The organism is Nonomuraea sp. NPDC048826, from assembly GCF_043198225.1.
Classification (GTDB): Bacteria; Actinomycetota; Actinomycetes; order Streptosporangiales; family Streptosporangiaceae; genus Nonomuraea.
Window position 1 is genome coordinate 591,461 of record NZ_JBICUQ010000001.1, and the last position, 24,514, is coordinate 615,974.

Annotated in this window: 21 protein-coding genes; 10 read left to right on the plus strand and 11 right to left on the minus strand. The window is 71.2% G+C overall.

Annotation, left to right across the window (positions count from 1 at the left end; genetic code table 11):
* Positions 1-127 precede the first annotated feature (127 nt).
* Positions 128-610 carry a hypothetical protein gene (locus ACGFI7_RS03095; RefSeq protein ID WP_393398438.1) on the plus strand — a complete coding sequence of 161 codons (483 nt, stop codon included), beginning with the start codon at positions 128-130 and terminating at the stop codon, positions 608-610.
* Here the strand turns inward: ACGFI7_RS03095 and ACGFI7_RS03100 are convergent.
* The 3 genes from ACGFI7_RS03100 to ACGFI7_RS03110 all read right to left on the minus strand — a co-directional run bounded on the left by ACGFI7_RS03100 (position 607) and on the right by ACGFI7_RS03110 (position 3,303).
* Positions 607-1,221 carry a class I SAM-dependent methyltransferase gene (locus ACGFI7_RS03100; protein ID WP_393398440.1) on the minus strand — a complete coding sequence of 205 codons (615 nt, stop codon included), beginning with the start codon at positions 1,219-1,221 and terminating at the stop codon, positions 607-609. The two genes, ACGFI7_RS03095 and ACGFI7_RS03100, sit on opposite strands and share 4 nt — an antisense overlap.
* Before the next feature lie 19 nt (positions 1,222-1,240).
* Positions 1,241-2,215, minus strand: a complete 975-nt coding sequence (locus tag ACGFI7_RS03105; RefSeq protein ID WP_393398442.1) for an NAD(P)/FAD-dependent oxidoreductase — start codon at positions 2,213-2,215, stop codon at positions 1,241-1,243.
* 74 nt (positions 2,216-2,289) lie between these two features.
* Positions 2,290-3,303, minus strand: coding sequence for a hypothetical protein (locus ACGFI7_RS03110; RefSeq protein WP_393398444.1), 1,014 nt, complete (start codon positions 3,301-3,303; stop codon positions 2,290-2,292).
* 94 nt (positions 3,304-3,397) lie between these two features.
* Between ACGFI7_RS03110 and ACGFI7_RS03115 the strand changes: the two genes are divergently transcribed.
* Positions 3,398-4,012, plus strand: coding sequence for a TetR/AcrR family transcriptional regulator (locus tag ACGFI7_RS03115; protein WP_393398446.1), 615 nt, complete (start codon positions 3,398-3,400; stop codon positions 4,010-4,012).
* Here ACGFI7_RS03115 and ACGFI7_RS03120 read toward each other — a convergent pair.
* From ACGFI7_RS03120 to ACGFI7_RS03135, 4 genes are read right to left on the minus strand one after another with little or no spacing between them, the layout of a single operon-like run.
* Positions 3,996-4,493 (minus strand): SET domain-containing protein, encoded by a 498-nt coding sequence (locus tag ACGFI7_RS03120; RefSeq protein ID WP_393398448.1) that lies wholly within the window; start codon positions 4,491-4,493, stop codon positions 3,996-3,998. The two genes, ACGFI7_RS03115 and ACGFI7_RS03120, sit on opposite strands and share 17 nt — an antisense overlap.
* Positions 4,494-4,507: 14 nt before the next feature.
* Entirely contained in the window at positions 4,508-5,134 is a 627-nt protein-coding gene (locus tag ACGFI7_RS03125; protein WP_393398450.1) for a dihydrofolate reductase family protein, read from the minus strand.
* Complete coding sequence (locus ACGFI7_RS03130; RefSeq protein ID WP_393398452.1) at positions 5,131-5,601, minus strand: SRPBCC domain-containing protein; 471 nt, start codon at positions 5,599-5,601, stop codon at positions 5,131-5,133. Before ACGFI7_RS03130 ends, ACGFI7_RS03125 begins: the two co-directional genes overlap by 4 nt.
* Entirely contained in the window at positions 5,598-5,927 is a 330-nt protein-coding gene (locus tag ACGFI7_RS03135) for an ArsR/SmtB family transcription factor (protein ID WP_393398454.1), read from the minus strand. Before ACGFI7_RS03135 ends, ACGFI7_RS03130 begins: the two co-directional genes overlap by 4 nt.
* Positions 5,928-6,052: 125 nt before the next feature.
* On the opposite strand from ACGFI7_RS03135, the gene ACGFI7_RS03140 reads away from it, so the two are divergent.
* The 6 genes from ACGFI7_RS03140 to ACGFI7_RS03165 all read left to right on the plus strand — a co-directional run bounded on the left by ACGFI7_RS03140 (position 6,053) and on the right by ACGFI7_RS03165 (position 17,147).
* Entirely contained in the window at positions 6,053-8,350 is a 2,298-nt protein-coding gene (locus tag ACGFI7_RS03140) for a TIM-barrel domain-containing protein (RefSeq protein ID WP_393398456.1), read from the plus strand.
* Positions 8,347-9,648 carry an ABC transporter substrate-binding protein gene (locus ACGFI7_RS03145; protein ID WP_393398458.1) on the plus strand — a complete coding sequence of 434 codons (1,302 nt, stop codon included), beginning with the start codon at positions 8,347-8,349 and terminating at the stop codon, positions 9,646-9,648. Before ACGFI7_RS03140 ends, ACGFI7_RS03145 begins: the two co-directional genes overlap by 4 nt.
* Complete coding sequence (locus ACGFI7_RS03150) at positions 9,649-10,512, plus strand: carbohydrate ABC transporter permease (protein ID WP_393398460.1); 864 nt, start codon at positions 9,649-9,651, stop codon at positions 10,510-10,512.
* Positions 10,509-11,330 carry a carbohydrate ABC transporter permease gene (locus tag ACGFI7_RS03155; protein ID WP_393398462.1) on the plus strand — a complete coding sequence of 274 codons (822 nt, stop codon included), beginning with the start codon at positions 10,509-10,511 and terminating at the stop codon, positions 11,328-11,330. The genes ACGFI7_RS03150 and ACGFI7_RS03155 overlap by 4 nt, the downstream gene beginning before the upstream one ends.
* 26 nt (positions 11,331-11,356) lie before the next feature.
* On the plus strand, positions 11,357-14,233 hold the full coding sequence (locus tag ACGFI7_RS03160) for a glycoside hydrolase family 3 C-terminal domain-containing protein (protein WP_393398464.1): 2,877 nt from the start codon (positions 11,357-11,359) through the stop codon (positions 14,231-14,233).
* Positions 14,234-14,456: 223 nt separating this feature from the next.
* Entirely contained in the window at positions 14,457-17,147 is a 2,691-nt protein-coding gene (locus tag ACGFI7_RS03165; RefSeq protein ID WP_393398466.1) for a cellulose binding domain-containing protein, read from the plus strand.
* On the opposite strand, the gene ACGFI7_RS03170 is transcribed toward ACGFI7_RS03165, so the two are convergent.
* Positions 17,144-17,659 carry a sensor histidine kinase gene (locus ACGFI7_RS03170; protein ID WP_393398468.1) on the minus strand — a complete coding sequence of 172 codons (516 nt, stop codon included), beginning with the start codon at positions 17,657-17,659 and terminating at the stop codon, positions 17,144-17,146. The two genes, ACGFI7_RS03165 and ACGFI7_RS03170, sit on opposite strands and share 4 nt — an antisense overlap.
* Before the next feature lie 52 nt (positions 17,660-17,711).
* Between ACGFI7_RS03170 and ACGFI7_RS03175 the strand changes: the two genes are divergently transcribed.
* Entirely contained in the window at positions 17,712-19,583 is a 1,872-nt protein-coding gene (locus ACGFI7_RS03175; RefSeq protein ID WP_393398470.1) for an MMPL family transporter, read from the plus strand.
* On the opposite strand, the gene ACGFI7_RS03180 is transcribed toward ACGFI7_RS03175, so the two are convergent.
* From ACGFI7_RS03180 to ACGFI7_RS03190, 3 genes are read right to left on the minus strand one after another with little or no spacing between them, the layout of a single operon-like run.
* Positions 19,541-20,455, minus strand: coding sequence for a carbohydrate ABC transporter permease (locus ACGFI7_RS03180; RefSeq protein ID WP_393398472.1), 915 nt, complete (start codon positions 20,453-20,455; stop codon positions 19,541-19,543). The two genes, ACGFI7_RS03175 and ACGFI7_RS03180, sit on opposite strands and share 43 nt — an antisense overlap.
* Positions 20,452-21,441: an ABC transporter permease gene (locus ACGFI7_RS03185; protein ID WP_393398474.1), complete on the minus strand. Its 990-nt coding sequence runs from the start codon at positions 21,439-21,441 to the stop codon at positions 20,452-20,454. Before ACGFI7_RS03185 ends, ACGFI7_RS03180 begins: the two co-directional genes overlap by 4 nt.
* Positions 21,442-21,460: 19 nt before the next feature.
* Positions 21,461-23,104 carry an extracellular solute-binding protein gene (locus tag ACGFI7_RS03190; RefSeq protein WP_393398475.1) on the minus strand — a complete coding sequence of 548 codons (1,644 nt, stop codon included), beginning with the start codon at positions 23,102-23,104 and terminating at the stop codon, positions 21,461-21,463.
* A 177-nt stretch (positions 23,105-23,281) separates the two neighbouring features.
* Here ACGFI7_RS03190 and ACGFI7_RS03195 point away from each other — a divergent pair, with 177 nt between their 5' ends.
* Positions 23,282-24,496 carry an ROK family protein gene (locus tag ACGFI7_RS03195; RefSeq protein WP_393398477.1) on the plus strand — a complete coding sequence of 405 codons (1,215 nt, stop codon included), beginning with the start codon at positions 23,282-23,284 and terminating at the stop codon, positions 24,494-24,496.
* Positions 24,497-24,514 lie beyond the last annotated feature (18 nt).

Genomic DNA, 24,514 nt, shown 5'->3' on the forward strand with positions numbered 1-24,514 from the left:
TCCATGCTTCGGCGGTCGTCGAGGTGTCCGTCGCCTACGGTGTGCTCCGGAGCCGCCGCCCGGCTCCACCGGGTCAGGGCTGATGAGGCGCCCTGCCCGGTCGCGCACGCGTGGCTGGAGGGCCCGGATGTCTGACGGAACACCGACCACTGATGGACGCGAGCCGGCCCTGGTCGTCACGTCGATGATCGACCACGTGCTCGCCCTGGCGGCGACCTGGACGAGCTGGGACGGGCGGCCGGCGCACGTCGATGATCGGGTCTACACCCCGCACAAGGCGATCCGCCGGGTCGCCGACCACCTGATCGACCACCTCGCCGAGATGGAGGCCCGGCTGGCCGGTCACGCCCCGATCCCCGATCACTGGCACGCCTCGGGGAGCACGCCTCCCTCCGACCTGGCCCCCTTCACCGGCCAGGACCTGGACGAGGCGCGGAGCAGGCTCACCCGGCTCGGCCGGATCTGGGCCGAGCGGCTGGCCGTGCTCACCCCGGACCAGCTCGACCGGTCGCCGGGTGCGGGCTGGACCTTCAGGCAGCTCGCCTTCCACGTCGCCGGCTCGGCCTACTACGCCGACGCCGTCGGGGACCTGTCGGCGGTCCAGACCTAGCGGCCGGGGCGCTTGCGGGCCTGGAGGACGGTGTCACGGAGGGGGATCTCACGGCCGCCGTGGGACATGACGCGGGCACGGTCCTCGGCCACGGCGATGTCCCAGCGGCCGGGGTCGAGGACGGCCGCGAGCTGCCCGATCTCGACGTGGGCCGCCGGGACGGCGGCGGTGTGGTGGTCCGACGGGTGGTGGCCGACGAGGAGCAGCGTGCCGCCGGGCGCGACCGCCGCCGCCAGCCGCCGGAACAGGTCGCCCGGTGCGGCAGCCGGGTGCACGTAGTGGGAGCAGACGAGGTCGAAGTGCTCCTCGGCGGGGATCCACGTGGTCAGGTCGGCCTGGATCCAGTCGATCCCGGCCGTGACGCCGGAGGCCGCGGCGTGCCCGCGAGCCCGGCGCAGGGCGGTCTCGGCGATGTCCACCGCCGTCACCCGCCAGCCGTGGGTGGCGAGCCAGATGGCCTCGGCGCCCTCGCCGCAGCCGGCGTCGAGTGCCGTGCCGGGCGCGCGGTCCAGAGCCGCCGCCCGCAGGTAGGGGTTGGGCGGGCCGGCCGCGACGGGAGCGTGGCCGTCGTAGTGCTCGTCCCAGTACGTCTGGTCGAAGGTCTCGGGCACGGTCGTTCCTTCCGGGTGTTCAGCGGGACGCGGCCGAGGTCAGCTCGCGGTGGGCGGCGACCGCCTCGCGGGTCTCCTCGGCGACGAGGTCGGCGTTGATCTGGGCAGCCGCGCCGGCTCCCGCCGCCGCCGCGGTGCCGACCTGGGCGACCAGGTCGGTGACGTTGCCCGCGACCCACACCCCGGGCACCTCGGTGCGGCCGGTCGCGTCGGCGGGGATGTGCTCGCCGGCGCCGCTCGGGTGCTCGACGGTCCGCAGGCCGAGCGTGGCCAGGAAACCGGCCCGCGCCACCATGCGCGACGCCACCGCCAGGACCTCACGGCCGACCAGGGCGCCGTCGCTCAGCCGTACGCCTGCCAGGCGGTCCTCGGCGATCTCCAGGGACGCGACCGCGCCGTCCACCACCCTGACGCCGCGCGCGGCCAGGCGTTCCGCGTCGTCGCCCGTGAGGGCGGGCCCGGTGTGCGCGAAGTACGTGACGTCGTCGCTCCACTGCCGGAACAGCAACGCCTGGTGCACGGACATCGGCCCGGTGGCGAGCACGCCGATGGCCCGGTCGCGCACCTCCCAGCCATGGCAGTACGGGCAGTGCACGACGTCCCGGCCCCACCTGGACCGCAGCCCCGGCACGTCGGGCAGCTCGTCCACCAGCCCCGTGGTGACCAGGAGCCGGCGGGCCCGGACCGTCCGGCCGTCGGTCAGCGTCACCTCGAACCCGTCGTCGTCGCGGGACGCGGCCTCGACCTCGCCGGTCACCACCCGGCCGCCGTAGTGGCGGACCTCGGCCCGGCCGCGTTCCAGCAGCTCGCCCGGCGGCATCCCGTCACGGGCCAGCAGCCCGTGCACGCCTTCCGCCGGGGCGTTGCGCGGGCTGCCCGCGTCGATCACCAGCACCGTCCGCCGGGCACGCGCCAGCATCAGCGCCCCGTTGAGCCCCGCGGCGCCGCCGCCGACCACCACCACGTCATAGCTGTCTTCCAGCCGCTCGGTCATCGTGACCACCTCCGCGCACACTATGCGGAGCCCCCCGCCGGGAAAGCAAACCTCTTTGCCGAATCGGCAAAGGGCTACAGCGCGCGGTAGTAGTCGGCCAGGGCGGTGAAGGCGGCCTTGGGCTCCCAGGGGAGGCCGGGGTAGGCGTCGCCGGAGCCGTGGTCGAGCACCTTGACGACGCCCCAGCTCGCCATGTCGAGGTCCTCACGGGGGTCGGGGCGGTGCGGGAGGCCGTAGCAGACGAAGGTGCAGGCGAAGGCGGCGTCGACGCCCTCGGCGGTGAACACGTCCAGCAGCTCGCGGAGGTAGGTGGCCTGTTCCTGCTCGTCGCGGACGTAGTCGCCGTCGAGCCGGACCGGGACGCCGCCGTCGTACTCGACGATGTTCCCGCTGCGGGCGCCGTCGTCGGCGGCGCCGCGGTGGGTGGTGCAGCCGAACTCGGTGATCGCGACCGGCTTGCCCTGGGCGACGAGGGTGCGGATGCCCTCCTGGTAGAGGTGGGCGATCTCCTTGGAGCGGTGGGCGTCCATCGACACGATGTCGAACGGCGTCCAGTCGACGTTCTCCAGCGGGACGGCGGCGTAGGTGACCCGGCCGCCGAACCGCTCGCGCACCGCGGCCACGGCCTTGGCCAGGAAGTCGTTGACCCGGATGGACAGCTCGGCGAGGCGCTCGCGGGTGTCGGGGCCGGGGGTGAGCAGCGCGGCGACGCGCTCCTCGATGGTGCCGCCGGGCAGGAACCCGTGGTTGAACAGGCTGAGCTCGCCCCCGGTGACGAACACCACCTCGGCGCCCAGCCCGCGGATCCGCTCGGCGCGCTCGGCGCCGTCGGCGAGCATGTCGTGGATCCGCTCCGGGTCGAGCTGCTGCGGGAACGGCGAGAACCAGACCTCCAGCCCCAGCTCGGCCGCGTGACGGGCGGCGAACTCGATCCGGTCGAGGTCGTTGCCGATCAGGCGCACGGCCGTGCAGCGCAGGTCGTCGCGGATGATCCGCAGCTCACGTTCCATGATCGTACGGTCGAACGGCCTGTTCTCGATGCCGTCGAGGATGAATCCGGTGTCGTAGCCGATGCCTTTGGCGCGCATGCCAAGCTGTCCTCTCGCTGTCATAAGGTACGTGAAGTACCTTAAGGGCAACGGCTCCCTTCAGGCAATTGGGTACGTACGGTACCCTGTCGGCGTGAGTACGGACGGAGTGCGCGCGGCCGGCAGGCGGCGGGGCGCGGAGCTGGAGAGCGCCATTCTGCGCGCCGCCGTGGCGGAGCTCTCGGAGTCCGGGTATGCCGGGCTGACCATGGACCGGGTCGCCCGCCGGGCCGGCACCAACAAGAACGCGATCTACCGGCGCTGGCCCAACCGGGCCGCGCTCGGCGTCGCCGCCTACCGGCGGTTGGCCACCGACAAGCTGAGCCCGCCGGACACCGGCGGGCTGCGCGAGGACGTGCTGATGCTGCTGCGCCGGATCAACTGCGGGATGGCGTCGCCGCAGGCGGAGATCCTGCGCGGGCTGCTGGCGGGCGTGGGCGACGAGCCGGAGCTGCTGGCAGAGCTGCACGCCGCCCTCGCCGACGGCGGGGCGGGCGTCTGGCTGACGGTCGTGGGCCGCGCCGTGGCCCGCGGCGAGGCGCCCCCCGAGGCCCTCCACCCGAGGGTCGTCACCGTGGCCCTCACGCTGCTGCGCAACGAGTACGTCACGCGCGGGCTCACGACCGTGCCCGACGCCGACCTGGTCGAGATCGTCGACGAGGTCTACCTGCCGCTCCTCCGCGGCCGCGGCCTCACGCCAGGGCCTTGACCCGGGCCAGCAGGGGCGGGCTCCAGTGGTCGCCGTAGGCGTCGCGCAGTCGCGCCAGCCGCCAGTCGCGGCCGGTCACGGTGCCTCGGCATGAAGCGGCGCCGCAGCGGCAGGGCATCGACCAGCTCTCGACCCCGGTGTGCATGGCGTAGTCGATCGTCAGCTCCTCGCCCGGTGCGATGTCCCGCCGGGCCACCACGGTCGTCGCGCCCCGGTGCCAGAGGTTCGGGTCGCAGGAGTGATTGCCGTAGCGCACCGGGTGCGCGGGGTCGAGGAGCAGGTGGACACCCTCCTCCACGGTGAGGCTGCTGTAGGGCGGCGTGAGCCGGGCCAGCTCCTCGTCGTCGATGAGGCGTCCCCCGAAGCGCATCACGGTCTCGTCGCGCCGGATCGGCTCGACGGCGAACAACCCCGTCCCCTGGATGGGGGAGGACCGGGGCCGGGCGCGCGGTGTGAGGTGGGATTCGGTCGGGTAGGCCATGCCGGGGTTCCCGATCAGACGAAGGCGGTGACGCCGTCGTAGGCGGCTCTCGGTGCTCGGCCTGTCGTCTGGTATTCGAGGAGCAGCAGGCCGGTCGGGGTCGCCTCGTGGTGGACGAGGCGGAGGCCGGAGGTGTCTCCGGTGCCCGACAGGAGGCGGCGGCCGGTTCTGAGCACCGTGGGCGCGATCACCAGGCGGAGGGTGTCGACCAGGCCCGCCGACAGGAGGGTGTCGCCCAGGCGGGCGCTGCCGTGGATCTGGAGCTCCCGGCCGGGGCGTGACTTGAGGTCGGCCACCGCCTGGACCGGATCACCGTCGAGCACGGTCGTGGGGTTCCAGGATCCTTCGGTGAGGGTGCTGGACACGACGTACTTCGGCAGTGTGTTCATCCGCTCGGTGAAGGGGTCGGCGGGATCGGTGATCTTCGGCCAGTCGCGCGCGAACGCCTCGTAGGTGCGCCGGCCGAGCAGCAGGCCGTCGGCGAGGTCCAGCCAGGCCGAGGCCCGCTGGACGAACGCCGCGTCCATGTGCGGCACGAGCCAGCCGCCGTGCGTGAAGCCGTCGCTGGTGTCCTCGTCGGGCGAGCCGGGACCCTGGCTGACGCCGTCGAGCGTGACGAACTCGGTGAGGGATATCTTCATCGGTTCTCCTCCGTGTAAGCGGCGAGCTGGCCGGCGACGGTGCCCCAGCCGTCGACGAAGCCGAGTTTCTGGTGACGGTCACGGGACTCCGGGTCGCCGTGCCGGACGAGCATCCGGTAGAGGGTGCCGTCGGGGTGGTCGTCGAACGTGATCGTGGCGGTCATCGCGATCGGGTCGGGGTTCGCGGGACGCCACCCGCTGGTGATCGCGTTGGTGAACACGATCCGCTCCAGCGGGTCGGCGGCGAGGAAGCACCCGTCCATGTGCGGGACGAAGACGACCCCGTCGTCGCTGAGCCGGGTCACGAACGCTCCGCCGGGCCGTGGTTCCAGGTGGTCGACGCGGCAGAGCGACGGGGCCGGGACCCACCAGCGGGCGAGCTTGGCCGGGTCGGTCCAGGCGCTCCACACGGTCGCGCGCGGGGCCCGGATGACCCGGTCCAGGGCGAGGTCGAGATCGGGGTTCACTGGTCGTCCTCCGTGACGAACTGTTCGAGGCGGTCGGTGCGCTCTTCCCAGACGCGGCGCTGCTCGGCGAGCCAGTCGTCGACGAGGTCGAGCCGCTCGCGGTTGAGCACGCAGGTGCGCACCCGGCCGGACTTGACCGTGCGGATGAGCCCGTTGGCCTCGAGCGTCCGCACGTGCTTCATGAACGAGGGGAGGGTCATCGGGAAGGCGCGGGCGAGGTCGCCGACGCTCGTCGGCCCGTGGCCGAGACGCCGGACGACGGCCCGTCGGGTCGGGTCGGCGAGGGCGATGAACACGCCGTCCAGTTGCGCCGAATACTGTGCCATGTGGCCAAGTATGCACCCCCGCAATAGTTAGCGCAAGGGCTAAGTGTTGGCGTGACCGTTGACGTTTGTTGGTATGGGCATCAAACTAATTCACGAGTTTCGCGCCATCCGAACGAGGAGCGTCCATGCCCTACCGCCCCCCACTCGTCGCGCACGAGTACTTCGTCGCCGACCCGCCCGAGCTGCCGGTGCGTACCCCGGGCGAGGGTGGACTGTCCGCGCTGACCGCCGCCGAGCTGGTCGCCGCCGACGGCGCGGGAGTGATGCTGAAAGCCGTGACGTCGGCGGAGGAGACGCTGGTCGTGCAGATCGGCGTGGCGGGCGAAGGCGTGATCCGGGTGCGGCTGAGCGAGGACGCCGACGCCCGGCCCCGCTCGGAGCGGGCCATCAAGCTGGTGACGCCCGGCTCGTACGCGGGAGCGCGGGCCGAGGTGACGCCAGGGGAGCCGATCGTGATCGACGCGGGCTCGCTGCGGGCGCAGGTGACGCTGGCGCCGTGGCATCTGCGGTTCACGGACGCCGCCGGGGAGCCGCTGCTGGAGCAGGACCGGGGGCACACGGACATCAGCGGCCGGCTGCGGACGCTGCCGTTCGGCCGGTCGTCGGCGGGCGGGGCGCACGTGGCGTTCCACGAGAGCTTCGCGGCCGGGCCCGACGAGGCGTTCGCCGGGTTCGGGGAGTCGTTCGCGCCGCTGGACAAGCGCGGGCAGCGGCCGCTGATGTGGAACTTCGACGCCTTCGGCGCCGAGTCGCAGCGCGCGTACAAGAACATCCCGCTGTACGTGTCGAGCAAGGGGTACGGGGTGCTGGTCGACAGCGGCGCGCCCACCGAGTTCGACGTGTGCCAGTCGACGCACAGCGCGGTGCAGATCGTGGTGCCCGACGACGTCCTGGACTACTACGTGCTGGCAGGCCCGACGCCGTCGCAGGTGCTGGAGCGGTACAACGGGCTGACGTGCCGGCCGGAGCTGCCGCCGAAGTGGGCGTTCGGCACCTGGATCTCCTCCGGCTTCTGCGTCGACAGCCAGGAGCGGGTGCTGGCCAGGGCGCGCACGATCAGGGAGCGCGGCATCCCGTGCGACGTGCTGCACCTGGACACCTACTGGCAGACCGACGGCCACTGGTCGGACCTGCGCTGGGACCCGGTGAACTTCCCTGAGCCCGAGGCGATGCTGGCCGAGCTGGACGGGATGGGGTTCAAGGTCTGCCTGTGGATGAATCCGTACATCTCCCACAGAAGCCCGGCGTTCCAGGAAGCCGCAGCCGCCGGATATTTCCTGAAAAAGGCCAATGGTGAGCCCTACGTCGCCGACACCTGGCACGGCTCCTACCCCGCCTGCGGCGTCCTCGACCTGACCAACCCCGACGCCGTCCGCTGGTTCCAGGAGCGGCTGCGCGCCCTGCTGCGCCAGGGCGTCCAGGCGTTCAAGACCGACTTCGCCGAGGGCGTGCCGTACGACTCGGTGGCGGCCAACGGGATGACCGGCACCGACCTGCACAACGTCTACACGCTGCTGTTCAACGACGCCGTGGCCGAGGTCACCCGGGAGGTGCACGGGCACGGCCTGGTGTGGGCGCGCTCGTCCTTCCTGGGCGGCCAGCGGCACAGCGCCCAGTGGAGCGGCGACTCGTTCACCAGCTACGCCGCGATGGGCAGCACGATCCGGGGCGGGCTGGCGCACGGCCTGTCCGGGGTGCCGTTCTGGAGCCACGACGCGGGCGGCTTCACCGGCCGGCCCAGCGACGACCTGTACGTCCGGTGGACGCAGTTCGGGGCGCTGTCGCCGCTGGTGCGGCTGCACGGCACCACCACGCGGGAGCCGTGGGAGTTCCCGGCGGTGGAGGAGCACGCGGTGGCGGCGCTCAGGCTGCGCTACCGGCTGATGCCGTACCTCTACTCGGCCGCCGTGGACGCGGCCAGGACGGGTGCGCCGATGCTGCGCGCGCTCTGCGTCGACCACCCGGGCGATCCGGTCGCCTGGCGGGCGGACCTGCAGTATCTGCTCGGCCGTGACCTGCTGGTGGCCCCGATGACCTCACCGGACGGCGTGCGCGAGGTCTACCTGCCTGAAGGCGAGTGGGTGGACTGGTGGACGGGCGAGGTGCACGCCGGGCCCCGGTATGTCAGGGTGGCCAAGCCGCTGGCGGAGGTCCCCCTGTTCGTCCGGCACGGCGCGCTGATCCCGGTCGCCGAGGCGGAGGGCACCGTCACCACGCCTGACCGGATCACCCTGGTCGCCTTCGGGAGCGGCGACCGCCGCATGCGGATCCACGACACCGACGGGGAGACCGCCGTCACGGCGGCCCGGGACGGCGACACGCTGCGCGTGACCGTCTCCGGGCCGAAGCAGGTGGCCGCCGTCGAGTTCGCCCCGGTGCCGGGCGCGTCCGGCCGGGCCGTCATCACCCAGGAGGAAATATGATCAAAAAGTCTGGCGTGGCGGCGCTGGCAGCCATGGTGCTGGCCCTGACGGCCTGCGGTTCCGGCGCGGAGAGCCCGCCCGCGCAGAGCGACGGGCCCCGCGTGCTCAAGCTCTGGCACTACGAGGCCGCCGAGTCCGCCATGGGCAAGGCGTGGGCCGAGGCGATCAAGAAGTTCGAGGCCTCGCACCCGAACGTCAAGGTGGAGTTCGAGGAGAAGAGCTTCGAGCAGATCCAGAAGACCGCCAGCATGGTGCTCAACTCCGACGAGGCGCCCGACGTCATGGAGTACAACAAGGGCAACGCCACCGCCGGCCTGCTGTCCAAGCAGGGCCTGCTCACCGACCTGAGCGCCGAGGTCACCGGGCGCGGCTGGGACAAGCTGCTGCCCGGCGGCCTGCAGACCACCGCCAAGTACGACGAGCGCGGTGTCATGGGCTCCGGCAAGTGGTACGGCATCCCGAACTACGGCGAGTTCGTGATGGTCTACTACAACAAGGAGCTGTTCGAGAAGCACGAGGTCGAGGTGCCGACCACCTTCGAGGAGTTCACCGCCGCGCTCGACACGTTCGTGAAGGCCGGGGTGACCCCGATCGGCACGGCCGGGGCCGAGTATCCAGCGCAGCAGATCTTCTACCAGCTCGCGCTCAGCAAGGCCGACCGGGCCTGGGTCGACAGCTTCCAGGCGTACCAGGGCAAGGTCGACTTCCACGGCCCGCAGTTCACCTACGGCGCGCAGACGTTCGCCGACTGGGTGGCCAAGGGCTACCTCGACAAGAACTCCGCCGGCGTCAAGGCCGAGGACATGGGCGTCGCGTTCATGAACGGCAAGCACCCGATGATGATCAGCGGGAGCTGGTGGTACGGCCGGTTCGCCTCGGAGATCAAGGACTTCGCGTGGGGCCACTTCCTGTTCCCCGGCGCCACGATGGCGCCCGGCTCCAGCGGCAACATCTGGGTGGTGCCGGAGAAGTCCGAGAACAAGGACCTGGCCTACGACTTCATCGACATCACGATGAGCAAGGAGATCCAGAACCTGCTGGGCAACTCCGGCGGCGTGCCGGTCGCGGCCGACCCGGCGGCGATCACGGACGCCAAGAGCAAGGAGCTGATCGAGTCCTTCAACACGCTGACCGCGCGTGACGGGCTCGCGTTCTACCCCGACTGGCCGGCGCCCGGCTACTACGACGTCATGGTCGCCGCCACGCAGAACCTCATCAACGGCAGCAAGCAGCCCGCGGCGATGCTGGACGAGCTGGCGCAGCCGTACGAGGACAACCTCGCCGACCTCGGTAACTAGATGCGCGTCCGTAAGAAGGGCTACTGGCTCTACCTGGTGCCGAGCCTGGTGCTGTTCCTGGCCGTCATCGTGGTGCCGTTCCTGATGAACCTGGGCGTGAGCTTCACCCGCTGGTCGGGGGTGGGCACGCCCAGGTGGGTCGGGCTGGAGAACTACGCCCGGCTGCTGGAGGACGAGCGGTTCTGGCTGTCGTTCCAGAACAACGTGGCGCTGATCTTCGCGATGGCGATCGTGCCCACGGTGCTCGGCCTGCTCCTGGCCGCGGCGCTGTTCGACTACATCGGCAAGCGGTTCGGCCCGCGCACCGCCTCGGCGCTGCGCGCCATGTACTACCTGCCGCAGGTGCTGCCCGTGGCGGTGGCCGGGGTCGTGTGGGGCTGGATGCTGCACCCGTCCTACGGCGCGATCAACCAGGCGTTCGGCCTGGAGCTCGACTGGCTGGGCGACCCCGACCTGGCACTGGCCACCGTCATGGCGGTGATGGTGTGGTTCCAGCTCGGCTACCCGGTGGTCATCTTCATGGCGGGGCTGCAGCGGGTGGACCCGGCCTACTACGAGGCGGCCGAGCTGGACGGGGCGTCGTGGTGGCGCAAGGTGTGGCACATCACGATCCCGCAGATCCGGCCGGAGATCTTCGTGGTGCTGCTCACCTGCACGATCGCCGCGCTCAAGGTGTTCGGGCCGATCTTCGTGCTCACCCGGGGCGGCCCCGGCAACGCCACGCTGGTGCCGTCGTACTTCTCGTACCTGAACTTCTTCCAGAAGAGCAACGTCGGGTACGGGTCCGCGATCGCCACCGTGCTGGCCCTGATCATCGTCGTGGTGACGTTCCTGTTCCTGCGGGTGCAGGAGCGTGAGCCGTGAGGGGGCCGGGGCGGTGGGCCGTGCTGGCGTCGCTGACCGTGGCGGCGCTGGTGATGGTGTTCCCGTTCGCCCTCGTGGCGCTCAACGCGGTCAAGTCGCCGCAGGAGTACGCCTCGGGGGGCCCCCTCGGCCTGCCGGGCGGGCTCTACCTGCAGGGCATCGTCGACTTCTGGAACCGGGTGGACTTCGGCGAGAAGCTCTGGAACAGCCTGGTGATCAGCGGCTCCGTCGCGGTGCTCGCGGTCGTGCTGTCGGTGCTCAACGCCTACGCGCTGGGCATCGGGCGGGTGCGCGGCCGGCTGTCGATCCTGGTGCTGTTCCTCGTGGCCAACACGCTGCCGCAGGAGGCGCTGGTCTACCCGTTGTACTACCTGGCCAAGGAGGCCGGGTTGTACGACACCAGGCTGTCGATGATCATCATCTTCACCGTGATCCAGGCGGCGTTCGGCACCTACCTGCTCAGCGCGGTGCTCGGCCAGTTCCCGAAGGAGATCCTGGAGGCGGCCGAGATCGACGGGGCGGGCCGGTTCAGGGCGCTGGTCCGGGTCGTGGTGCCGATCAGCCGGCCGACGATCAGCGTACTGATGATCTTCTTCTTCATCTGGACCTGGAACGAGTTCTTCCTGCCGCTGATCTTCCTCATCTCCAACGACAACCAGACCGTGCCGGTCGCCCTCGGCGTGCTGCAGGGCGAGCGGTACATGGACGCCACCATGTCGAGCGCCTCCGCCCTGCTCGGCATCGTCCCGGCGGTGGCGTTCTTCCTGATCTTCCAGCGCACGCTCACCCGAGGCATCACGGTCGGCGCCGTGAAGTGAGCCACCCCTCCGGAGGAGAACCCCCTATGAAAAAACCGATCCTGGTCGTATTAACCCTGGCCGCGTCGCTGCTCGCGGCGCCGGCCGCGGCGGAGGCGGACTTCCCGTTCCGCGACCCCTCGCTGCCGGTCGAACAGCGGGTGGCCGACCTGCTGGGCCGGCTCACGCCGCAGGAGAAGCTGGGCCTGCTGCACCAGTCGCAGGCGGCCATCCCGCGCCTGGGCGTCCCGTACCACAAGAACGGCACCGAGGCGCTGCACGGCGTCGCCTGGTCCAACGCGCTGGACGACAACTGGAACCAGAAACTGGCCAGCGGCACCGTGTTCCCGCAGGCGGTCGGCCTGGCCAGCACGTGGGACCCGGAGCTGATCAAGAAGGTCGGCTCGGCCGTGGGCGACGAGGTCCGCGGCCACAACGCGACCGACCCGACACTCTGGGGCCTGCAGGTCTGGGCGCCGGTGGTCGACCCGCTGCGCGACCCGCGGGCGGGCCGCAACGAGGAGGGCTACTCCGAGGACCCGCTGCTGACCGGGCTCATCGCCACCGCGTACGGCAAGGGACTGCAGGGTGACGACCCGTTCTACCTCAAGACCGCGCCGGTGCTGAAGCACTACCTGGCCTACAACAACGAGGTGAACCGGAGCCTCACCTCCTCCAACGTGACGCCCAAGCTCAAGCACGAGTACTACGAGCGGGCGTTCAAGGCGGCGATCTCGGCCGACGCCGCGACCGGGGTCATGGCCTCGTACAACCTGGTGAACGGGCGGCCCAACCACGTCAACTCCGACCTGAACGAGGTCGTCAGGTCGTGGACGGACAAGACGCTCTACAACGTCAGCGACGCCTGGGGCCCGCACGCGCTCACCGACCTGGAGCGGTACTTCGACAACAAGCCCGAGGCGTTCGCCGCGGTGCTCAAGTCGGGCCAGGACAGCTTCACCATCGACGGCAGCGACAGCGGCCCCCTGGTGGAGCACCTCACCACCGCCCTGGAGCGCGGCCTGATCACCCAGGCCGACGTGGACCGGAGCGTCAGCCGGGCGCTGACCATCCGGTTCCGCCTGGGCCACTTCGACCCGGACGGCGGCCCGTACCAGGGCATCGGCGCGGACGTCATCGACAGCCCCGCGCACCGCGCGCTCAACCGGGAGACCGCGGGCAAGGCCGCGGTGCTGCTGCGCAACTCCGGCACGCTCCCGTTCCGCTCGCCGAAGTCGGCGGCCGTGGTCGGCCCGCTGGCGGACAAGCTCTACAGCGACTGGTACGCGGGCAGGATGCCGTACCAGGTCACGCCGCTGGACGGGATCCAGGAGCGGGTCGCCGGCGTGACCACCGGCGAGGGCCTGGAGCGGATCGCGCTCAAGCACGTCGAGTCCGGCAAGTACGTCACGGCCACCGGCACCGGGCCGGACGACAACGCCGCGCTGATCGACACCGCGCCCACGCCCGCCTCGCAGTGGGACGTGACCGACTGGGTGAGCGACATCTCGACGCTGCGCAACGCGGGCAACGGCAAGCTGCTCGGCGGTGACTGGCGCTCGCTGGACACCGACGACGACGAGCCCAACGGCTGGTACGTGCAGCAGCAGCTCGCGCTGGAGAAGCAGGCCGACGGGACCTACCTGATCCGGTACGCGGGCTACGAGAACGTCGAGAGCTGGTTCGGCCTGCCCGACCCGTACGTGACCGTCACCGCCGACGGCGCGCTCGCGCTGGCCCCGAAGGCCGAGGCGGCGCGGTTCGCCAAGGAGGTGGTCTCCGACGGCATCGCCGCGGCGGCCGAGCAGGCGCGCAAGGCCGAGGTGGCGGTCGTGGTCGTCGGCAGCCACCCGTGGGTGCACGGCCGCGAGTTCCACGACCGCGCCGACCTGCGGCTCGGCGACGGGCAGAAGCGGCTGATCGAGGCCGTGCGCCGGGCCAACCCGAAGACCGTGGTGGTGCTGGAGACCAGCTATCCCGTGGTGGTGGACGCGCCGGCGCTGCTGTGGACCACGCACGCGGGCGCGGAGACCGGGCACGCGGTCGCCGACGTGCTCTTCGGCGACGTCAACCCGGCCGGGCGGCTCACCCAGACCTGGCACACCGGCGGCGAACTGCCCAGCATCCTGGACTACGACCTGGTCAAGACCGGGATGACCTACCTGTACGACGAGAAGCGGCCGTTGTTCGCCTTCGGCCACGGCCTCAGCTACACCACGTTCGGCTACCAGGGGCTCAAGGTCCAGGGCGAGCAGGTGAGCGTCAAGGTCACCAACACCGGCAAGGTCGCCGGCGAGGAGGTCGTCCAGCTCTACACCCACCAGCGGCAGTCCCGCTTCGACCAGCCGGTCAAGCAGCTGCGCGGCTTCCAGCGGATCGCGCTGGCGCCGGGCCGGTCGAGGACCGTGACCTTCCCGCTGAAGAAGTCCGACCTCGCGGTGTGGGACCACACGCGCGACACGTGGGTGGTCGAGGACGCCGCGCACGACGTGCTCGTGGGCTCGGCCGCCGACCGGATCAGGCAGCGCACCACGCTGAAGGTGAGCGGGGAGAAGGTGCCGCCGCGCGACCTGACGAAGCCGACCCGGGCGATGAACTTCGACGACTACGCGGGCGTCGCGTTCGCCGACGAGAACAAGGTGCGCGGCGACGTGGTGGCGGGGTCCGGCGGCGGCTGGATCTCGTTCACCGACGCCGTCTACGGCGGGCGGTTCAGCGCCGGGGTGGCCTCGGTCGCGGGCGGCTCGATCGAGCTGCGGCGCGGCTCCGCCAAGGGCGCCCTGCTGGCCGCCGTCCAGGTGCCGGCGACGGGCGGGGTGTACGCGTACACCACGGTCACGGCACAGGTGCGGCCCGGCAAGGGTGATCTGTACGTGGTCTTCAAGGGTGACGTCAGGCTCAGGGATCTGACCCTGGCCCGTTGAGTGAGCCGTCGGCCCGGCCCGGGGAGCATGGCCCCGTGCCGGGCCGACTTACTTCGTTGTCTGTCCAAACTATTGACGGGTCGTCGAGGCGTGTGTGAGCCTCGTAGTGCTCATGCGCGAGGGCGCGGCGATGGTCAGGGTCACGCAACCTGGTCGTGCATGGCGGTCATCTGTTTGTCCTCAGGTGCGCTCTTTCGGCGTGCCAGGAAAGGGAGAGCCGCTCATGCGAAAGGCATTACTCAGCCTGCTCGCGATCACCGCCGTCCTGCTGGTCACAGCAGTGGTGCGGATGACCCCGGTGTCCGCCGTCGCGGCGGACCCGTACACCTTCAAGAACGTGCGGATCGACGGCGGCGGGTTCGTGCCCGGCATCGTCTTCAACCCCACCGAGCGCAACCTGGTCTACGCCCGCACCGACATCGGCGGCGCGTACCGGTGGAACCAGTCGACGAAGTCCTGGACGCCGCTGCTCGACTGGGTGGGCTGGGACAAGTGGGGCTGGAACGGCGTGATCAGCCTCGCCACCGACCCCGTCCAGACCAACCGGCTGTACGCGGCCGTCGGCATGTACACCAACAGCTGGGACCCGAACAACGGCGCCATCCTGCGCTCCACCGACAAGGGCGACACCTGGCAGGCCACCGAGCTGCCGTTCAAGCTCGGCGGCAACATGCCCGGCCGCGGCATGGGCGAGGCGCTCGCCGTCGACCCCAACCGCAACAGCGTGCTCTACTTCGGCGCACCCAACGGCAACGGCCTGTGGCGCAGCACCGACCACGGCGCGTCCTGGGCGAAGGTGACCAGCTTCCCCAACCCCGGCGACCACGCCGACGACCCGAGCGACCCCAACGGCTACCAGAGCCACCGCCCCGGCGTCGTCTGGGTCACCTACGACCCGCGTTCCTCCTCCGCCGGCACCGCCACCAGGACCATCTACGTGGGCGTCGCCGACAAGCAGAACACCGTCTACCGCACCACCGACGCCGGGGCCACCTGGCAGCGCGTGGCGGGCCAGCCGACCGGCTACATCGCGCACAAGGGCGTGCTGGACGCGGAGAACGGCCACCTGTTCATCGCCACCAGCGACACCAGCGGCCCGTACGACGGCGCCAAGGGCGACGTGTGGCGGCTCGACACCGCGACCGGCGCCTGGACCCAGGTCAGCCCCGTCCCGTCGTCCAGCGCCGACGACTACTTCGGCTACAGCGGCCTCACCCTGGACCGGCAGAACCCCGGCACGCTGATGGTCGCCACCCAGATCTCCTGGTGGCCTGACGTGATCTTCTTCAGGTCGACCGACTCCGGCGCCACCTGGACCCGGGTCTGGGACTGGACCTCCTACCCGAACCGCAGCTTCCGCTACCAGATGAACGTCTCCGAGGTGCCGTGGCTGACCTTCGGCACCAACCCGCAGCCGCCCGAGGTCACGCCCAAGCTCGGCTGGATGACCGAATCGCTGGAGATCGACCCGTTCGACTCCGACCGGATGATGTACGGGACCGGCGCCACCATCTACGGCACCGAGAACCTCACACAGTGGGACGCGGGCGGCACGTTCACGATCAGGCCGATGGTCAAGGGCCTGGAGGAGACCGCGGTGCTCGACCTGATCAGCCCGCCCAGCGGCGCCCCGCTGATCAGCGGCCTGGGCGACATCGCCGGGTTCCGGCACACCGATCTGGACGCGGTGCCGCCGATGATGTTCACCCAGCCGAACTTCACCTCCACCACCAGCCTCGACTACGCCGAGCGGAACCCGTCGGTGATGGTGCGGGCCGGCAACTTCACCGACGCCGACCGGCCCAACGACAGCCACGTCGCCTTCTCCACCGACGGCGGCGCCAACTGGTTCCAGGGCACCGAGCCCGGCGGGATCAACGAGGGCGGCACGGTCGCGGCGGCGGCCGACGGCTCCCGGTTCGTGTGGGCGCCGCGCGGCGTCACCCCGCACTACTCCGTCGGCTACGGCAACTCCTGGACCCAGGTGCAGGGCCTGCCCACCGACGCGGTGGTCGAGTCCGACCGGGTGAACGCCTCGAAGTTCTACGGGCTCAGCGGCGGCAGGTTCTACGTCAGCACGAACGGCGGCACGTCGTTCACCGCGAGCGCCGCCTCCGGGCTGCCTGCCGGCGGCAAGTTCAAGGCCGTGCCCGGCGTCGAGGGGCACATCTGGCTGGCGGGGGAGGGCGGCCTGTGGCGCTCGACCGACAGCGGCGCGTCCTTCACCAAGGTCCCCGGGATCACCGGGTCGGTGAACGTCGGCTTCGGCAAGGCCGCGCCCGGCGGGAACTACATGGCGATCTACGCGGTGGCCACGATCGACGGCGTGACCGGCCTCTACCGCTCGGACGACACCGGCGGGAGCTGGCTCCGGATCAACGACGACGAGCACCAGTGGGGCAACATGGGCGAGGCGCTCACCGGTGACCCGCGGATCTACGGCCGCGTCTACCTCGGCACCAACGGCCGCGGCATCATCTACGGCGACCGCACCGGCCCGCCGATCACCGTCACCCCGACGGTGACCCCCACCGTGACGCCCACGGTGACCCCGACCGTCACCCCCACGGTGACCCCGACCGTCACGCCCACGGTCACCCCGACCACCGGCACCGGGTGCACGGCCGCCTACCAGGCCGGCAACCAGTGGCCTGGCGGCTTCCAGGCCGAGGTCACGGTCCGCAACACCGGCAGCTCGGCCATCACCGGCTGGCGGGTGACCTGGACCTGGCCGGGCGACCAGCGGATCACCCAGCTCTGGAGCGGCTCGCACACCCAGACCGGGGCGAACGTGACCGTGACCAACGCCGGCTACAACGGCAACCTGGCCGCGAACGCCACCACGTCGTTCGGCTTCAACGGCAGCCAGAGCAGCGCCGGCTCCCCGCCCGCGCTCACCTGCACTCCCGTCTAACCGGTCTCACCCAGGGGCAGCCGCACGAGGAAGGAGGTGCCCCCGCCGGGGACGGCGCGCGCCGACACGTCGCCGCCGTGCGCCGTCACCACGGACTCGACGATGGACAAGCCCAGGCCCGCGCCGCCCCGCACGGCGGCGCGCTCGTGGCCGTGGTCCACCCGGTAGAAGCGCTGGAAGATCCGCGCCAGGTGCTCCGGCGCCATCCCCGGCCCCTCGTCGGCGACCTCGACCAACGCGTGGTCGCCGTCGGCGGTCACCCGCACGGCGGCCGGGGTGCCCGGCGGCGTGTGGTCGAGCACGTTGGCCAGGAGATTGCCCACCACCTGCCGGAGCCGCGCGGCGTCGCCGGTCACCCGGACCGGGCCGTCGTGGTCCAGCGCCAGCGGCCGGTCCGGGTCGATCGCCAGCGTGTCCGCCACCGCGTCGGCGGCCAGCTCCGTCAGCTCGACGGGCGCCCGGTCCAGCGGGCGGCCCTGGTCGAGGCGGGCGAGCAGGAGCAGCTCGTCCACGGGCGGCGGCCTCGGCGAGACCCCCGACGAGAGCCCGGTGATCGTCGCGGCGATGACCCCGCACCTCCCGGCCGGCAGCCGGGTGCACGTCACCGGGCTGGACACCCTGGCCCCCAGCGTCGACGCGGGCGGCGTCGACGTGCCCGCCAAGATAGGCATCGGCGTGCTGGCGGCCGTGGTCGTGCTGTTCCTGGTCTTCCGGTCGGCGCTGGCGCTCGTCCCGATCCTCGTCTCGGTCCTGTCGATCTTCGCCTCGTTCCTCGTGATCCTGCTGCTCACGCTGGTGACGACGGTGCACGACGTGGCGCTGACCACCATGCCGCTGCTCGGCCTGGGCATCGCCGTCGACTACTCGCTGCTGATGGTGGCCCGCTGGCGCGAGGAGCAGGCCCACGGGTACCGCGGCGACGAGGCGGTGCACCGGGCCATGGCCGGGGCGGGGCGCGCCGTGCTGTTCAGCGGGGTCGCGGTGGCGATCGGGCTGGTGACGATGGTCGTGCTGCCGGTGCCGTTCCTGCGCAGCCTCGGCCTCGCGGGCATGATCATCGCGGCGGTCAGCGTGGTGGCGACGGTGACCGTGCTGCCGGTCGTCCTCGCCCTCACGGGCCGCCGCCTGGACCGGCGCGGCGTGGCCGGTGGGCGGTTCTCCCGTGAGGCGGAGGCCGGGCGGGCCTGGTCGGCCTGGGCGCGCGGCGTCGTGCGGTGGCGGTGGCCGGCCGCGCTCGTCTCCGGCGGGCTGCTGCTGGCGCTGGCGCTCACGGGGCTGGGCATCAACCTGGGGCTGCCGGAGAGCGGTCACCTCAAGACCACCGGGCCGGGTCACGCGGGCCTGGCCGCGCTGACCGGCGCGGGCGTCCCGCCGGGCGTCATCACCCCGATCGACGTCCTGGTCACCGGCGATCCCGACGCCGCCGCCGAACGGATCAGGAAGGTCGAGGGCGTGGCCGCCGTGCTCGCGCCCGACTCGCCCGCCTGGCGGCGCAAGGGGACGGCGGTCGTGTCGGTGCTGCCGGTCGCCGAGAACGGCACCGCGGCCGGTCAGGCCACGATCACCCGCCTCCGCCAAGCCACCTCCACCACCGCCCCCACCGCAGCCCCCGCCGACCCGCCCAGCGCCGCCCCCGCCGATGCCCCCGCCGACCCGCCCAGCGACACCTCCGCCGATGCCCCCGCCGACCCGCCCAGCGCAGCCCCCGCCGACGCCCCCACCCACACCCCCGCCCACACCCCCGGGGACGTGCGGGTCGGGGGGAACGCGGCGCAGAGCATGGATTTCCAGGCCCACGCCTACGGCGCGTTCCCGTGGATGCTGGCCCTGGTCGCGCTGGTCACCTTCGTGATGCTGGCGCGGGCGTTCCGCTCGTTGCTGCTGCCGCTCAAGGCGATCGCGCTCAACCTGCTGTCGCTCGGCGCCGTGCTCGGCGCGATGGTGCTGCTGTGGCAGCTGGGCTGGGGGACCAGGGAGATCCTCGGCATCCAGCCGACCGGCTCGATCGGCGAGTTCGTGCCGCTCACGATCTTCGCGTTCCTGTACGGGCTCAGCATGGACTACGAGGTGTTCATCCTGGCCCGGATGCGCGAGGAGTACGACAGGACCGGCGACACCCGGCACGCCGTCGTGGCGGGCGTCGGCCGCACCGGCCGGCTGGTCACCTCGGCGGCGCTGATCCTGTTCGTCTCGTTCGCGGCGCTGGCCATGACTCCCGAGCTCGACGTCAAGGTGTTCGCCAGCGGCCTGGCCCTGGGCATCCTGCTCGACGCCACGCTCATCCGCGGCGTCCTGGTGCCCGCGGTGGTGGCGATGATGGGCCGCTGGAACTGGTGGCTTCCCGGGTGGGCGGCCCGCCTGCTGCGGGTCCGCCCGTCGCCGGTGGGCGGTGATCACCCCTTGACGGCGCCGATCAGCACGCCCTTGGTGAAGTGACGCTGGACGAACGGGTAGATGATCAAGGCGGGCGCCACGGCGATCACCACGATCGCCATCTTGATGGCCAGCGTCGGCGGCAGGTCGCCGGCGCCGGTCACGCCCACGGTCGCGGTGGGCAGCGGGTTGGAGTCGACCACGTACTGCCGCAGCACCAGCGCGAGCGGCCACTTGCGGGTGTCGTCGAGATACAGCATCGCGTTGAACCAGGCGTTCCAGTAGCCGACCGCGTAGAACAGGCCGACGACCGCGGTCACCGCCTTCGACATGGGCAGCACGATCCGCCAAAGGATGAGGACCTCGCCCGCGCCGTCGATCCGGGCGCTGTCCATGATCTCGACGGGGATGTTCATGAAGAACGCCCGCAGCACCACCACGTTGAACGCCGACACCGCCGTCGGCAGGATCAGCGACCAGAAGCTGTCCTTCAGCCCGAGCCCGCTCACCATCAGGTAGACGGGGATGATGCCCGGGAAGAACACGAACATCAGCAGCACCGCGAAGAGCAGCGGCCGGTGCAGGAACGACCCGGGGCGCGACAGCGAGTACGCGCCCAGGATGCTCACGGTCAGGCTGATGGCGGTGCCGACGACGGTGACGCCGGTGGCGACGAGCACGGCCCGGCTCACCACCGTGTCCGAAAAAATCTGGATATAGGCGTCGAAGTGGATGCCCTCCGGCACCAGCACCAGCCCGCCCACCCGGTTCACCGTCGCCTTGGAGCTCAGGCTCGTCAGCACGATCGTGTAGAGCGGGAACAGCACGGCCAGCACGATGACCGTCAGCACCGCGCCCTTGCCCAGCCGTCCGGCCGGGGAGGGCGGCTCCTCCCACGGCGCCAGCCCCGCCGGTCGCTTGCTCGTCAGCGTCATGATCGCGAATACACCCCTCGCTCGCCGAACGCGTGCGCCACCCGGTTGGCCGCGATGATCAGCAGCAGCCCGACCAGCCCCTTGAACAGGCCGGCCGCCGCCCCGTAGCCCAGGTCCCCGGTGCGCAGGCCCCAGTAGTAGACGAACGTGTCGAACACCTCCGACACCTCGCTGCCGACCGCGCTGCGCTGCAGCATGAACTGCTCGAAGCCGACGTTCAGCGCGTCGCCCAGGCGCAGGATCAGCAGCAGGACGATGACCGGCCGCAGCCCCGGCAGCGTGATGTGCCACATCCGGCGCCACCGCTTGGCGCCGTCGACGGCCGCGGCCTCGTACAGGCTGGGGTTGATCGTGCTCAGCGCGGCCAGGAAGACGATCGCCCCCCAGCCGGCGTCCTTCCAGATCGTCTGCGAGGTGATCAGCAGGATGAACGTGTCGGAGTTCGTCATCCAGTCGACGCCCTCGTACCCGCGGTCCCGCAGCACCTGCGCGAGCAGCCCCGCGCCGCCGAACATCTGCTGGAAGATGGCCACGACCAGCACCCAGGAGAAGAAGTACGGCATGTAGACGACGCCCTGCACGAACGCCCGCAGCCTGGCCGAGACCACGCTGTTGAGCAGCAGCGCCAGCATGATCGGCACCGGGAAGTAGAAGATCAGCTGGAAGGCGGTGATCGACAGAGTGTTGACGATCGCGCGCAGGAACTGCGGATCCTGGAAGAGCAGCGCGAAGTTCGTGAACCCGATGACCGGGCTGCCCAGGATGCCGCCGGAGTAGGGGTTGTAGTCCTGGAAGGCGATGAGGTTGCCGAGCCCGGGGATCCACCAGAACGCCAGCACCAGCAGCAGCATCGGCAGGTTCATCAGCAGCAGCGGCCAGTCGCGGCGCAGCTTCGCGCGCCAGGTCGAGGGCCTGCCGCGGGCTCCCCGGGCGGTCGGCCCGGCCGCGCCGCGCCGGGCCGGCTTCTTGGCGGTCACCGTGCTCACAGCGCGCTCCTTGCGGGGGTCACAGCCGGCCGTTCTCCCGTGCGACCTTGCTGTAGAACTCGCGCGCCTCGTTGCCGCCGCCGTCCTGCCACTCCTTCACGACCTGCTTCCACTCGGAGACCGGCCGCTTGCCGCGGTAGATCTCGTTGAGCTTGTCCTCCGTCGGCTGGACCATCCCGGCCATCTTCGACGGCACCTCCACCCGGATGCCCACGAACGGGTCGTTCTCCAGGTACTTGGCCGCGTTGGTCTGCCAGTCCCACATCGACTGGACCAGCCCGTCGTACTGGCTCATGGAGTTCGCCGGCGGCCGGCCCGACAGGAACATGTACGTGGGCGCGACCTCCTTGCGGCCCAGCGCCGTCTGCTCCACCTTGCCGCCGGCGACCTTGTAGTGCTCGCCCTCGACGCCGTTGTTGACCAGCTCGTACTCCTGGGTGCCGAACGGGGCCGAGCACCAGTTCGCGATCGCGAGCAGCTCGCGGGTGCGGGCTTCGTCCAGGCCCTTCTTGATGAAGCAGAACATGCCCGCGGGCTCGTTGCGCCAGACGATCGGGTCCTTCCCGGGGACGGCCGAGAACGGCGCCACGGCCTGCTGGTCGAACGTCGGGTTGTCCGGCAGGAAACGGCCGAGGTTCTCGTGCCAGGCGCCGAGGCCGTCCTTGTTCATGATGAGCTGGCCGCTGCCGAACGGCGCCTTCTGGTCGGCGAACGCGTTGGCCACGACGTCGGGGTGCACCCAGCCGTTCTCGAACAGCTTGGTGAGGAACTCCACCGAGGCGGCGAACTCGTCGGTCTCGTACTTGTGGATCAGGGTGCCCTGGGCCGTCTTGCGCCACTCGCGCGGAGCCCCGAACGCCCGCTGGAGCTCCTGGTCGACGCCGCCGAACGCCCAGCGCTTCTTCTTCGGGTCGGTCAGCTCCTTGCCCAGGGCGAGCAGGTCGTCGGTGCTCTTGGGCTGCTGCAGGCCCAGCTCGTCGAGGATGTCCTGGCGCACGAAGAGCGTGAACGGGAACGGCTCGTTCTGCCACGGGATGCCCTGCAGGACGCCGCCGAACACGCCGTACTGCCAGGCGGCCGTGTCGTAGTTGGCCAGCAGCGGGAAGTCCTTGGCCTTGGCGCCGGCCAGGAAGGGCGACAGGTCGGCGAAGAGCTTGTTGGCCGCCTCGGTGAACCGGGCGATCTTGATGAGCTCCCAGCCCGGGATCTGCATCATCTCGGGGACGTCGCCGCTGGCCAGGAGCGTGGAGACCTTCTGCACGTACGTGTTGCCGTCCGAGATGTTGAACCGCACGGTGCCGCCGAGCCGCTCGTTGACCGAGGCGTAGTAGGAGTTGTCGCCGAGGCCGGGCGGGACCGTGCCCCACAGCGGGGTCATCGCGGTCACCTCCTTGCCGCTGGTGATCGGCTTGGTCGTGACCGCCTGCACCATCTGGGCGGGACGGGTGAGGAAGCCGGGCGCGACGAACTCGCTGCCGGGCAGGTCGGGCTTGAGCCCGGGGATCTCGAACGGAATGCGGGTCGGCACCAGGCTTGCCAGCTTGTCGGCGGCGACCGCGGTGCCCTGCGCGGGTCCTCGCTTCTCGGCGCAGCCCGTCGCCGCCGCCAGGACGCCCGCGCCGACGAGGCCAAGGAATCCGCGGCGAGTGGTCGGATTCGACATGGCTCGCTCCCTTCTCCGAGTGCGGATGGCCAACTAGGATTAATTAGTTGGTATTACGCCCAAACAAATTAGTAGACTGTGACCGCGACCACAAGTGAGCGTCACGGTCACAGGTTGGTGAAGGGAGCCGGCGATGCGGCATGCTGGGGTCACTTCTCGGTGGGAACGGGGCTCATATTGATCACATCCACGACCGGCCCGCAGCCGGCCGACTTCGCGGACGTCCGGGCCACCAACCTCGCGGTCGTGCTCCGGTTCGTGCGCGAACACGCGCCGTGCTCCCGCGCCGACATCGCGGCCAACACCGGGCTCAACAAGGCGACCGTCTCCAGCCTGGTCGCCGACCTGATCGACCGCCGGCTGGTCCGCGAGACCGGCCTCACCGAGAACCGCGTCGGCAGGCCCGCCACCATGCTCGTCCTCGACGGCTCCCCGTACGCCGCGATCGGGGTCGAGATCAACGTCGACTACGTCTCCGCCGTCGCCACCGACCTGGCGGGGGAGCGGCTGCTGGCCTGGCGGCGCTCCTTCAGCGCGGGCGACTCGGTCAACCAGGGCGTGGCCAACGTCGCCGCCATCGTCCGGCGGGTGGTCAACCGGATGGCCAAGGAGGAACGCCAGGTCCTCGGCCTGGCCGTGGCCGTGCCCGGCCTGGTCGACGTGCAGGGCACCGTGCGCATCGCGCCCAACCTCGGCTGGCGCGACGCCGACATCGGCGGCGACCTGACCAAGGCGCTGCGCGACCCCGGCTTCGCCATCCAGGTCGACAACGACGCCAACCTGGCGGCGCTGGCCGAGCAGCGTTTCGGGGCCCGCGCGGGGGCCGCCGACCTGGTCTATCTCACCGGCCAGATGGGCGTCGGCGCGGGCGTCATCCTCGACGGGCGGCTGCGCAGGGGCGGCCTGGGCTACAGCGGCGAGCTGGGCCACGTCCAGCTCGACCCGGAGGGCCCCGACTGCAGCTGCGGGCGGCGCGGGTGCCTGGAGGCGATGGCCGGCATCGGCGCCGTGCTGCGCCGGGCCGACCCGTCGCCCGCCGAGATCGAGATCGAGCTGGACGAGGTCGTGCGGTCCGCGCGGGCCGGCGACGAGTCCACCCTGGCCACGCTCGGCGCGGTGGGCGCCGGCCTGGGCAGGGGCGTGTCGATCATCGCCAACCTGCTCAACCCGCGGGTGGTCATCCTGGGCGGCTACTACGTGCCGCTGGCCCCGTGGCTGCTCCCGCCGGTCCGCGCCGCCGTGCGCGACGGGGTGATCGCGCCGGAGGCCGGTGGCTGCGAGGTGGTCGCCTCCACCCTCGGTCACGACGCCGCGGCGCTGGGCGGCGCCGCCCGGGTGCTCGACTCGCTCGATTCGGGAAGATTGCCGGGCGGAATCTCACGAACCTCTTGACCCGGCTTCACAGACGCG